Here is a 12,404-nt window from a genome sequence, read left to right as displayed (position 1 = left end):
AGACTGTTTATTGTTACAGGTGAATTTCATGCTGACTCATCTAACGATTTCCCACTACACCATTGTTGAACACCTAGAACTTGATTTGCGCTCAGGGATGAGTGTAATTACCGGTGAAACAGGGGCAGGAAAATCGATTATGCTCGATGCCCTTGGACTGGTCTTAGGTGGACGCGCCCATAGTCATGCGGTTAAGCCCGAGCGAGAAAAAGCTGAAATTCAAGCGCTGTTTGACCTAACCCAGTTACCTGCTGCTCAACAATGGTTGCAAGAACGCGATTTAGCGGATGATCAGCAGTGCATTTTACGCCGAGTCATTACCCAAGAAGGCCGCTCACGCGCCTACATTAATGGTATCGCCTGCCCACTAGCTGACCTTAAAACCCTGGGCGAAATGCTGGTGCATATCCATGGCCAACATGCCCAACAAGCCCTGCTGAAACTCGATCAGCACCGCTTATTACTTGACGACTACGCCCAAGCCGATGCCTTAGCTGCGCAAGTCAAGCAGGCTGCGCTCAGCTATCGACAATTAAGCCAAGCCAAGCACAACGCTGAACAAGCCGCTGCTCAGCACGAAGCTCAATTACAATTACTGCGTTACCAACTGGAAGAACTGGATCAGCTAAATCTAGGAGAAACTGAGCTTGCCGAACTTGAACAAGAGCAGCGCTTACTAGATAACGCCATTCAGCTGCTAGGCAGCTCGCAAACTGTGCTGGATATCTGCAGTGATAACCCTGAAAACTCACTGCTCAGCAGTCTTAACTATTGCCTGCAACAACTAAGCAATAGCCAAGCGGCTAAACAACTAAACCAGTTTGAGAGCGCACGACATTTACTTAGCAGCGCTCATATTCAAATTGACGAGGCCATGGGCGAATTGCGCCGTTTTTCCGATAGTTTTGATGCCGACCCTATACGTCAAGAACAGATTGAGCAACGCCTCGATAGCATCTACAGCTTAGCGCGCAAGCATAAAATTCAACCCGAGCACTTGCTCAATCTGCAGCAAGAGTTACGCGCCGAGCTCAACACCCTTGATCAACAAGCCGCCAACCTAGAGCAGCTTGAGCAACAAATTGAACAGGCACAAAGTAACTACCAGGTCGCCGCTGAAGCCTTAAGCCAAGCGCGCCACCGGGCAGCGCCCCGCTTTGCACAGGCGGTATCCAAGCAACTCAAACAGCTGGGGTTAGTGTCTATTCAGTTTGAAATTGGCCTATTTCCGCGGGCAGCCAACGAAGAGCTTTCTAGCCATGGCCTTGAACAAGTCAGTTTTTTAGTCAGCACCAACCCAGGTCAACCCTTGCAAGAAATGGCCAAGGTCGTCTCTGGTGGTGAGCTTTCACGTATTAGCTTAGCTATCCAAGTGGTGTCTGCAGCTAGCAGCGAAACGCCCACCTTAGTTTTTGATGAGGTCGATGTGGGCATTGGCGGCCCCACCGCTGAAGTCGTGGGACGCTTACTGCATCAACTCGGGCAACGTGGCCAAGTGATTGCTGTCACCCACTTACCCCAGGTAGCAGCCCATGGTGATCAGCATCTGTATGTGCATAAAAAACACTCCAAACACAGCACCGACACTTCGGTCAAAGTCCTGTCAACCCATGAGCGTACTGAAGAGGTCGCCCGTATGCTGGGGGGGATTCAAATCACCAACGAATCCTTAGCCCATGCTAAGCAACTACTGCGTTTGCCGATTTCCGCTTCTGCCTAAACTGCAAGCCCGCTGCCAGTTACTCTTTCGTGGCAGCGGGCTAAACCTGCAGCGGGTTACTGCATCCGCACCGTCGGTTTAGACCAAGCTCCAGTAATGCGATAACGCACCGCGGTAAGTTTTTCTAAGCGATTACCTAACGCTTTATCCGCCAAATAAACAGCCCCACCAATTAAAGGCGCGCCAGCAGCAATGGCCGCAATGGTTAAATTGCTCGTTAAAGGCACGCTAACCCTTAGCTGAGCATTGATTTTATCCCGGGGAAAATCAATAAAGCCTTCTAGTTGCAAGTCAGTGGCTGGCCCAGCCATAACTACAGGCCCTACCGTTTTAAATAAACCATTATCGGCACGTAGCCGGGCTTTAATGGTGTCATAGGCTAAGCCTCGATCAAAAATATCCGAGAAATCTAAGCGTAGACGCCGGCCAATGGTTTCAAAATTGAGTAAGCCAAAGACGCGTACGGCCTGAGCATTTCCTTCGATACTTTTTAATTGTCCCTGGCTAAAACGGGCATCAATGTCGCCGGTAAAGGCTTCAGTGCCCATGGCTGCCGGTGAGCCATCCCAACGACCATTAATTGCGGTAAAAAACTGTTTACTGCTGATGGTTTTAGCAAAACCAAAGGCACTCAGCACCTTGCCAATATCTCCTCCCTGTAATTGCCCAGTAAAGCTAGAGCTGACGCGGGTGGCTGGCTGCAACCAGTCTAATCGTCCATGCACACTCAACCCTTGTAAATTGCTGGCAATATCCAATAAGCGCAGCCCATGGGTTTGTTTACGTGCTTTAAAGCGTAAAGTACCCAACGGCTGCGAGCCAAGATTAAGCTGCTGAATGCTGACATCCATACTCGGAATAGTTTTCGGATTGATGCCCGCTAAAGCATCTTGTTTCTGAGACGTCGCTGTATCTGCAGGACGAGGCAAGGTTAACTGACTTAAGGTGATCTGATGGGGCTGATGGTTATTTTCATAATAACGCAGACTCCCCTTAAGGAGCGGGCTATCCACTTGGGCCAACCAACTATTATTGGCTTGAGGTCTTAACTGAAAACTCAAAGGCTGTCGACTCATACCTAGCCCACTAAAGCGCGGGGTTGAGAGATTCACTGTGGACAGTTTAGGCGTTGGGTTCCCAGTAGCAGCCACTTGCCATTGGCTAAAATATGGCTCAGCCCATGCCTGCCATTGCTCTAGCTGTACCTCAGCCAACTGGCCTTCTAAACTGATGCCACTCGCCGTAGGCGCCCCGGCTTTTCCCCCACCCAATTTAACTCGTGCACGCAACTGCCCTAATTGATGATTGGGTACACGTGCATTGGCTGACAACAAATTAGCATAGTGCAATTGATAGCTAGGTGTCCCTTGGGCAGGCAGCTGAATCTGTAGCTGGATCGCTCGAGATTGATTCTTACGTTTCGCAAAGGGAGCCGGCAAATCTAAACTAACACCCTCTAGATTGGAGGTTAATTCAAGGTTGGCATCAGCCCCCTGTAAGTTGACTGCCAGGTTATAGGGCAACTGGCCGGCTACTGGCAGCTGGCTATCCAATCCACCCCAAGTCAATAACGTGCTAACCGGAAGCTTGCCGTTAAAACGCATCAAGGTATGAGCCTGCTGCGCTTTACGCTGAGCGGTTATTTCGCCGGTAAATGGCTGATTAAACACCCGCCCTGCCACACGCTTAGCACTTAAACCCTGCTGCAAATCGTAACGAAAATCGCCGTTCACTTGAGTCAAGGGCACGCCTAAGTTAACTAAATTAAGTTCAGCTTGCCGGGCCTGAAAATCTACTACCACCTGTAACGGTGGGGCTTGCTTATCCAGTGGTATCGCTAAATTCAGAGTCGCGGGCAAGGGGCCGCTACCTTGCCAACTATGCAGTGCAGATAAATCCTCAGCTAACGGAGTTTGCTGCAAAATAGCCAAGCCATCTTGCATGCTGCTGTCGAGCTTAGCTGATAACCGTAATTGAGGCGCGCCTGTAGCTAAAGGCACCTCAGCGACAGCGTCAGTAACCCGAGTATTGAGAATTTTCCCCTGCGCCAACTCAACCACCACTTGGCTGCCATCAACTAGTACTTCAGCCTCAGCCTGGGTTAAGGCTGGCCAACCAGGCTGATAGGCCAACTCTGCATCACGCACTTTAAAGTACAGTCCCATTTCACTGGCCATTTTATCTTGATGCTGGCTAATTGCCCCTTGATACTGAAAATAACCTTGCTCTACTTGGCCCGCAACAATCGCATGCTTTAGCCAGTCACCTAGCTCTTTACTAAAACCAGGTGCGCGGGTAGGCAAGTACTTTTCAGTAAAAGCAGCATTGCCGTCGACCAACCCAACTCGTAAGTCCATGTAATCTTCTAGGGCTGGATCATCAAATAGACGAATCACGAAATCGCCAGCAATTTGCCCCTCTTGCCCCTGAACTTGCAAGTACGGACTAGCCAACTCAAAGCCTTGCTCATCAAATAACCACATTAACTGTGCGCGGGCTTGTTGATACTGCCAAGGTTGAGGGAATAACTCAGCCAAATGCAAGCTAAATGCCTGAGTATCTAAACGTAGTTCACCATTCAAAGCCGTGCCATGCACAGTACCGTTAATACCTGATGCACTGGGCACATGCTCCCAGGCTGAATAACTCAGATCCTTTACTGCGCTCGAAAAACTCAGCTGCTTAGCTAGCTCTGGATGCTCTGGTCGCCACTCCAACCAAAGCTGCTGTAATTGCCCCTGAAAATTTAAACGTTTAACAACCTCATAGGCGGCGTGCTGCTGTGGCAAAAAGGCTAAAACCCAGCGATTAACTGCCGGCAAGTCAATCTCTGGAATCTGCAACCGTAGCATCGGCCCCTCGGGCTCTGGTTCATAGCTAATCAAAGCTTGTAACTGATAAGGTTCAGCTACCGGCAAAACCGTATCACTGGCTAAGGACAACTTCAGCGACTCGAGCCATACTTCAGCCCGCTCACCCTGTTTTTGATAAAACAAGGCCAGTTCTGGTTGATCAACTGTCATCTGTTGAGCATGGGGCGTAGTTAATTGCACACGCTCAGCAGCTAGTTGCACACTAGCCTGCTGCAACCAGCCATCGCTCACCTCACCCCATAACTGAAGACCAAACTCGGCTTGCACTAGTTGCCAGTCTTGCCACTGCTTAACCGGTAACCAGCGAGCCCAATCCGTGGCTTCTGAAGCTAAGTAAAAATGTAAGTCACTTTGCCGCCAATCAGTCGCATGCAACTTACCTTTGGCCTTAAGCTGTACCTGAGTGTCATCGGGCAGACTTAAAGAAGCCTGTAACTGCTGGCTCAAATAGCCATTACTAAACCCAAGGTTGGCCTGTTTAAACACCACAGGACCAGCTTGATAAGGGAAAAAAGCAAAACGACTATCTCGTACTTCAACCTGCCCTAACTGCGCCAGATACTGCACCACGCTAGCGTAGGAAAGATCTACTTCTTGATCTTTGTTTTCAGGTAAGCCCAGTACTCGCCAATTTTGTTGTTGATCCTCAACAAAGGCTAACTGCACCCCCTCCAACTGCACTTTGGCCAGTTTAAGCTGCCCTGTAAACAAGCTGGCAAAGGGACGAATATCGAACGTGATTTGCTTTAGAGCTAAACTTTGGCTTTTACCTAAAGTAACGTGCCGTGCCTGCAATTGAGGATAACGCCCACGCCAGTTACCACTGAGCCACTCCACGGTAACAGGCTTACCTAGCGCTGCTGCTAGCTGCTGCACTATCTCGGCCTGATAGTCTTCGGTGTAACTCAATAAAATCCGGCCAACACTCACCAATAAAGCAAACAGCAACAACAACATAGCCATCAACCACGCGAGTTTTTTCCCTAAATGCTGTAGTTGAATTTGCATGGCACTTAAACCTTATGAACAAAGAAATCCGCAAACTAAAGTAAGCGGCTTGGGTTATTGCTGAACTAACAACAACCCTTAGAATTTACAGTAACACCACATCATACTGCTCTTGGGAATACATGGTTTCGACTTGGAACTTAATCGGCCGTTCAATAAAGGTTTCAAGGTCCGCCACATTGCCAGACTCTTCATCCAGTAGCCGATCGATAACACTTTGACTGGCCAGCACCATATAACCTTCCGCCTGAAATGCCCGTGCTTCGCGCAAAATCTCACGGAAAATCTCATAACAAATGGTTTCTGCGGTACGCAATAATCCACGTCCCTGGCAGGTTGAGCAAGGCTCGCAGAGTATCTGCGATAGGCTTTCCCGGGTGCGCTTACGGGTCATTTGCACCAGACCTAGTTCGGTGATGCCAATAATATTGCTTTTGGCATGATCGCGCTCTAACTGGCGCTCCAGAGTTCGCAGCACTTGGCGCTGATGCTCTTCATCGGCCATATCAATAAAATCAATAATGATAATGCCGCCCAAATTACGCAAACGTAACTGCCGAGCAATGGCCAACGCCGCCTCAAGGTTGGTTTTAAAAATGGTCTCTTCCAGGTTGCGATGGCCAACAAAGGCCCCTGTATTAACGTCAATGGTGGTCATCGCTTCTGTTGGATCGACCACCAAATAGCCACCTGACTTTAACGGCACCTTGCGTTCTAAGGCTTTTTGCAGCTCGTCTTCAATGCCATACAAATCAAAAATCGGCCGCTCACCGGGATAGTGCTCAAGTTGTTCACGAATTTCCGGCATTAACTCAGCCACAAACAGTTCGGCTTTTTGCAGTGTTTCACGGGAATCGATACGGATTTTTTCAGTGCGCTCATTGACTAAATCCCGCAGGGTACGCAGCGCCAGCGATAAGTCTTCATAAATCAGGTGCGGGGTGCTGCAGGTTTTAATTTGCTGCTCGACCTGCTGCCACAGTCGGTGCAAATATAAAATATCGGCTAAAATTTCATCAGCGCCGACACCCTCAGCCGCGGTGCGGATAATAAACCCACCCTCATCGGCTAACTGCTGCTCTTCTAAGGTCTGCTGCATCAGCTGCTTGAGGCGCTCGCGCTCGGCTTCACTGTCAATTTTTAGCGACACACCCACATGCTCACTATGGGGCATATACACCAAATAGCGGGAAGGAATCGACAGATCCGTGGTCAGTCGCGCACCTTTACTGCCAATTGGGTCTTTGGTGACCTGAACAATCAGCGACTGTCCCTCATGCACCAAGCCAGAAATGCTTTCTGCTGGTTGGCCGTTACTGGTGGCAATCTCAGCAGCGTGAATAAAAGCAGCGCGCGATAAACCAATATCCACAAAAGCCGCCTGCATGCCAGGCAAAACCCGCACCACCTTACCTTTATAAATATTGCCAACGATGCCGCGCTTTTGTGTGCGCTCGACATGCACTTCCTGCAGCACACCATTTTCAACAATGGCGACACGTGATTCCATTGGGGTGATATTGATTAAAATTTCTTCACTCATGAAACACGTTTTCCTTATCAACTGGTTCTTGGCCGCTCGCAAATAAGGCGGCTCAACCACTGAAGCTTTAGTTAATCCTGCACTGGTGGATGCTCAATGCCAAAACTGGCTAGCAAATGTAAGGTTTCAGCATAGGGCAAGCCCACCACCGAACTAATACTGCCCGTGATGGAGCTTACAAAAATCCCGCCTTGGCCTTGAATGCCATAAGCACCAGCTTTATCCATCGGCTCTTGGGTATCCAAATACCATTCAATTTCAGCCGCACTCAGACTGCGAAAAAATACCGTGGTATTGACTCGCTGCACCCGAAGCTTTTCACTGTCTTTAACCCCAATGGCAGTCATCACCACATGGGAACGCCCGGATAAGGCCTGCAGCATTTGCCGCGCCTCGTCTCGATCGTTTGGCTTACCTAAAATGCAGTCTTCCAATACCACAATGGTGTCAGCTGCTAGCACTACATCCCGCTCAGTGGGTGCATTTAATAGCGCATAACCTGCTTCCGCTTTAGCCTTGGCCATCCGCTCGACATACATTACTGCAGCTTCATTTTCGCGCACACTCTCATCTACCGCCGGATCTAACGCGGTAAAAGTAAGCCCTGTTCTTGCCAATAAGTCATGCCGACGTGGAGACGTCGACGCTAAATAAAGCCGCATCATTTATCTACCTGCTGCCAGTAATGCTTAACACTCATCGCATCTACCTTGATTATGTCCAGCTGTTATCGTCTCACGTGCTCTATTTACCGGAGGCGCCAGCGGGCTAGAGCAGATAACCCAAGCCTTACCCAAGGCCATAGTAAACTACTAATTAATGCCGGTAATAATAGCGTTAGACTTTGTGGTCGCCGCTCAATCAATACATTTAGCCACAACTGCAATAACAGTACAGTGGCATAAATAATCGCCAAGGCCAGTGCCTGATGCCACATTGGCGATAACAGAATGCGCTGCCGCATCACCCCAATAAAGGTTAGCGCCAATACAAAAATAATTGCATGCTCCCCCAAGGTAGCGCCATACAGCACATCTTGGGCTAAGCCTAAACACCAGGCTAATCCTAGCCCTACTTGTTTCGGCGCTGCTAAGAACCAAAAAGTAAGGGTTAGCAACACCCACAAAGGACGCCCTATCTGCATAAAATTAGGTAAAGGCATAATTGCTAACACTAAGGCTAGCAATAAACTACCCCAAATCACCAAGCTACGGGGCATCCGCTAGCTCCTGGGGTGCTGCAGGTTCTGTTTCTGTCGCCAAGGGTAAAGGGCCGACAAAACTGGCGGAATAGCCGCTCTGATTATTAAACACTAATAACAAGTAACGACTGCGCTTTAGTGCAGCGGTAGGCACCGCTTTAATCACTGCAAACGGCTGGCCAGCATCGCGATTAACCTGCGTCACAACCGCTACCGGATAACCTGCGGGAAAGCGCTGCCCCATACCTGAAGTCACTAGCAAGTCACCTTCTTTAATGTCAGCGGTTTCGGCCACATAGCGCAGCTCTAGCAGATCGCTTTGTCCAACACCTGAGGCGATGGCGCGTAATCCATTGCGATTAACTTGCACTGGCGTACTGTGGGCTGCGTCAGTAATTAATAACACCCTAGAACTATAGGGCATGACTTCAACTACCTGCCCCATTAACCCTGTCGCATCTAATACTGGCTGCCCCAAAAATACCCCTTCATGGCTGCCTTTATTAATCAATATACGCTGGGAATAGGGATTGGGGTCTTCACCAATCAACTCGGTGACCACCACTTTTTCATCAATTAATGCAGAAGAATTCAGCAACTCGCGCAAACGCACATTTTGCTCAATAATATTGGCTTGTTTTAATAGGCGCCGCTGCATTTGTAAGGCTTCAGCCTTGAGTTGTTGATTTTCTTCAAGCAGCTGCCTGCGGCTAGTAAAACGCTGATCTAAATCGTGCCACACTTGCAGTGGCCATTCAGCGACTTGATACAAAGGAGTCAGTACCACCCCTAAACTATTACGTACGGGAGTCAGCACCTTAAAGCGCGCATCAGCGGCAATGATTAAAATAGAGAGCACCGCTAGCACCGCAAAACGGGTACCTAATGAAGGTCTCTTTTTAAATAAATGCTGAATAAGTCACACCCCTGCCCCACTCAGGCTTAATGAATGAGGCCTTTACAACCAAACAATGTCTTACCCACTCAGCTGACTCACTGAGACTGAGCTGCTTAGTTACTCGTCTTGAGCCAGTAAATCGGCTAGATCTTTACCCATGGTTTCCAGGTAAATGCCGCCACCAATTGCCACACAGTTTTTTGGGTTTTCGGCGACAATTACCGGCAGTCCCGTTTCTTGGGAGAGTAACTGATCAATACCTTTTAACAAAGCACCGCCGCCAGTTAATACTAAGCCACGCTCAGCAATATCTGACGCCAACTCGGGTGGCGATTGCTCTAAAGCGCTTTTCACCGCTTGCACAATTTGTGCTAAGGAATCTTGTAAGGCTTCCAGTACTTCATTGGAGTTAATGGTAAAACTGCGCGGCACACCTTCGGCCAAGTTACGGCCACGCACATCGAACTCCAGCACTTCGCTCGATGGAAAAGCCGAACCAATTTCTTGTTTAATTCGCTCAGCAGTGGCCTCACCAATTAAACTTCCGTAATTGCGACGAACATAGGTAATAATCGCCTCATCAAAGCGATCGCCACCAACGCGCACCGATTCAGCGTACACCACACCATTTAACGATAGCAGTGCAATTTCAGTGGTACCGCCACCAATATCCACCACCATTGAGCCGCGGGCTTCATCTACTGGCATTCCGGCACCAATGGCTGCCGCCATAGGCTCTTCAATTAAGACGACTTGGCGGGCGCCAGCATCGCGCGCTGAATCACGAATTGCCCGGCGCTCAACCTGAGTGGATTTGCAAGGTACGCAAATCAATACCCGTGGGCTCGGCGAAAGAAAACTGTTCTCGTGTACTTTATTAATAAAGTATTCAAGCATTTTACCGCACACGCTAAAGTCAGCAATCACGCCATCTTTCATTGGACGAATCGCCGTAATATTGCCAGGGGTGCGACCAAGCATACGTTTAGCATCGGTGCCTACTGCAACGACACTTTTTTGATTACCACGGCCGGTTTTAATCGCAACCACCGACGGCTCATCGAGCACGATACCTTTATCGCGCATATAAATCAGGGTGTTAGCCGTCCCCAAGTCAATCGACAAGTCACTGGAGAACAAGCCACGCAATTTTTTAAACATGATTGAAAAAACTCTACAACGCGCGAGTCAAAAACGCGTACAAAATAAGGGATAGAAAACAAACGTCAAAGAATCGGAAACTCTAGCAACCATCACTCTTTTGAGCAAGACGCTCAATGTGGTAAATTGTAGCAATCTAGACGCAACCATTAAACTTCGGTTTTAAATGACTATTATTGCCTAAGCACGTTCATTATATAACCTGTTTAAATTATTTTTATTTCTTTTGAGGAGAATTTCCATGGCGCTTGAACGCTCCAATGTGGAAGCGATTGCCCACTTAGCCAGACTCGGACTCGACGACTCTGAAATTGCTCCAGCCACTGCCTCACTTAATCAAATCATCGGTTTACTCAAAACCATGCAAGGGGTAGACACCACCGGTATCGAGCCGCTGGCTAACCCTCTAGAAATAACCCAACGCCTGCGTGCCGATACTGTTACTGAACATAACCATCGCGATGAATACCAGCAGCTCGCGCCAGCAACTGCTGAAGGCCTGTACCTCGTTCCCCAAGTAATCGAATAAAAGGACTGCAGAATGCACCAACTGACTTTGGCCGAAATCACTCGCGCCCTCGCTGCCAAAGAGTTTTCCTCAACTGAGATTACTCAACATCTACTGCAGCGAATTAAGCAACTGGATCCTCAATTAAATAGCTTTATTACGCTGTCGGAAGACAGCGCCTTAGCTCAAGCCAAGCAAGCTGATCAGCGCTTAGCCGCCGGCGAGCAAGGCCCTTTATTGGGCGCGCCCTTAGCCCATAAAGATTTATTTTGTACCCAAGGGGTAAAAACCAGCTGCGCCTCCAAAATGCTGGATAACTTTATTGCCCCCTATAACGCCACTGTGGTGGAAAAACTCAATGCCGCCGGCACCGTCAGCCTAGGCAAGCTAAATATGGATGAGTTCGCCATGGGTTCATCCAACGAGACCAGCTTTTATGGTTCGGTAAAAAACCCGTGGAACCTTGAGCATGTCCCTGGTGGCTCTTCCGGTGGCAGTGCAGCCGCAGTGGCTGCGCGCTTAATTCCAGCAGCTACCGGCAGCGACAGCGGCGGCTCTATTCGCCAACCGGCAGCCTTTAATAACTTAACGGGGATCAAGCCTACCTATGGCCGTGTGTCGCGCTGGGGGATGGTGGCTTATGCCTCTAGTTTCGATCAGGCCGGCCCGCTGGCTCGTACCGCTGAAGACTGCGCCCTGTTGTTAACGGCAATGGCTGGCTTTGATCAGCGCGACTCAACCAGTGCCGAGCAACCTAACGAAGATTACAGCGCAGCGCTTAATCAGCCATTAGCCGGTTTACGAGTTGGCCTACCTAAAGAGTTTTTTAGCAGCGAGCTCAACAGTCAAATCGCCGATCAAACCCTGGCGGTAGTCGAGTGGTTAAAGCAGCAAGGGGCTGAAGTTAAAGATATTTCGTTACCCCATGTAGAGCATTCAGTGGCAGCTTACTATGTGATCGCTCCGGCTGAGGCTTCAACTAACCTGGCACGTTTTGACGGTGTGCGTTTTGGCTATCGCTGTGACAACCCCGCTAACCTAGAAGATTTGTATAAGCGCTCCCGTGGTGAGGCCTTTGGTGCTGAAGTGAAGCGCCGAATTATGGTGGGTACCTACGTGCTGTCTACCGGCTACTACGATGCCTACTATGTAAAAGCCCAGCGCCTGCGTCGTCTGATCAAAAACGATTTGTTGGCCGCCTTTAATCAAGTAGACGTTATTTTAAGCCCAACTACGCCTAACCTGGCGTGGAAACTGGGCGCCAAAACCGATGATCCGGTCTCGGCTTACTTAGAAGACATTTACACCGCCACCGCCAACTTAGCTGGCGTTCCTGCACTTTCTATGCCTGCGGGCTTTATTGATGGCTTACCCGTTGGCGTGCAACTAATGGCGCCGTACTTCCAGGAAGGTCGTCTGTTAAATATCGCCCATCAATACCAACAAGCGACTGACTGGCACACACAAGCGCCAGCGGGATTCTAAGGAGCAC

General features: G+C 49.3%; 9 protein-coding genes. 3 read left to right on the top strand and 6 right to left on the bottom strand.

Annotation, left to right across the window (positions count from 1 at the left end):
* Nucleotides 1-28 precede the first annotated feature (28 nt).
* Nucleotides 29-1,720 (top strand): DNA repair protein RecN, encoded by a 1,692-nt coding sequence (recN, locus tag AC2T15_RS02365; RefSeq protein ID WP_053105148.1) that lies wholly within the window; start codon nt 29-31, stop codon nt 1,718-1,720.
* Between the two features lie 56 nt (nt 1,721-1,776).
* Here recN and AC2T15_RS02360 read toward each other — a convergent pair whose 3' ends face one another.
* The 6 genes from AC2T15_RS02360 to AC2T15_RS02335 all read right to left on the bottom strand — a co-directional run bounded on the left by AC2T15_RS02360 (nt 1,777) and on the right by AC2T15_RS02335 (nt 10,404).
* The gene (locus tag AC2T15_RS02360; protein WP_486778649.1) at nt 1,777-5,601 is read right to left on the bottom strand and encodes a YhdP family protein; all 3,825 of its coding nucleotides are present in this window, start codon (nt 5,599-5,601) and stop codon (nt 1,777-1,779) included.
* A gap of 85 nt (nt 5,602-5,686) precedes the next feature.
* Nucleotides 5,687-7,144 (bottom strand): ribonuclease G, encoded by a 1,458-nt coding sequence (gene rng, locus AC2T15_RS02355; RefSeq protein WP_053101324.1) that lies wholly within the window; start codon nt 7,142-7,144, stop codon nt 5,687-5,689.
* Nucleotides 7,145-7,215: 71 nt separating this feature from the next.
* Complete coding sequence (locus tag AC2T15_RS02350) at nt 7,216-7,809, bottom strand: Maf family protein (RefSeq protein ID WP_486778648.1); 594 nt, start codon at nt 7,807-7,809, stop codon at nt 7,216-7,218.
* 83 nt (nt 7,810-7,892) lie between these two features.
* Nucleotides 7,893-8,363: a rod shape-determining protein MreD gene (gene mreD / locus AC2T15_RS02345; RefSeq protein WP_486778647.1), complete on the bottom strand. Its 471-nt coding sequence runs from the start codon at nt 8,361-8,363 to the stop codon at nt 7,893-7,895.
* Nucleotides 8,353-9,213: a rod shape-determining protein MreC gene (mreC, locus tag AC2T15_RS02340; RefSeq protein WP_486778646.1), complete on the bottom strand. Its 861-nt coding sequence runs from the start codon at nt 9,211-9,213 to the stop codon at nt 8,353-8,355. The genes mreD and mreC overlap by 11 nt, the downstream gene beginning before the upstream one ends.
* 147 nt (nt 9,214-9,360) lie before the next feature.
* Nucleotides 9,361-10,404: a rod shape-determining protein gene (locus AC2T15_RS02335; RefSeq protein WP_053101318.1), complete on the bottom strand. Its 1,044-nt coding sequence runs from the start codon at nt 10,402-10,404 to the stop codon at nt 9,361-9,363.
* Between the two features lie 241 nt (nt 10,405-10,645).
* Here AC2T15_RS02335 and gatC point away from each other — a divergent pair, with 241 nt between their 5' ends.
* Nucleotides 10,646-10,933, top strand: coding sequence for an Asp-tRNA(Asn)/Glu-tRNA(Gln) amidotransferase subunit GatC (gatC, locus tag AC2T15_RS02330; protein WP_053103530.1), 288 nt, complete (start codon nt 10,646-10,648; stop codon nt 10,931-10,933).
* A gap of 12 nt (nt 10,934-10,945) precedes the next feature.
* Nucleotides 10,946-12,397: an Asp-tRNA(Asn)/Glu-tRNA(Gln) amidotransferase subunit GatA gene (gene gatA / locus AC2T15_RS02325; protein WP_053101314.1), complete on the top strand. Its 1,452-nt coding sequence runs from the start codon at nt 10,946-10,948 to the stop codon at nt 12,395-12,397.
* Nucleotides 12,398-12,404: the final 7 nt, after the last annotated feature.

The organism is Thiopseudomonas sp. SA1F2-1K, from assembly GCF_057443035.1.
Note: the sequence above shows the minus strand (reverse complement) of the source record. Positions and strands in the feature narration are given on the sequence as shown.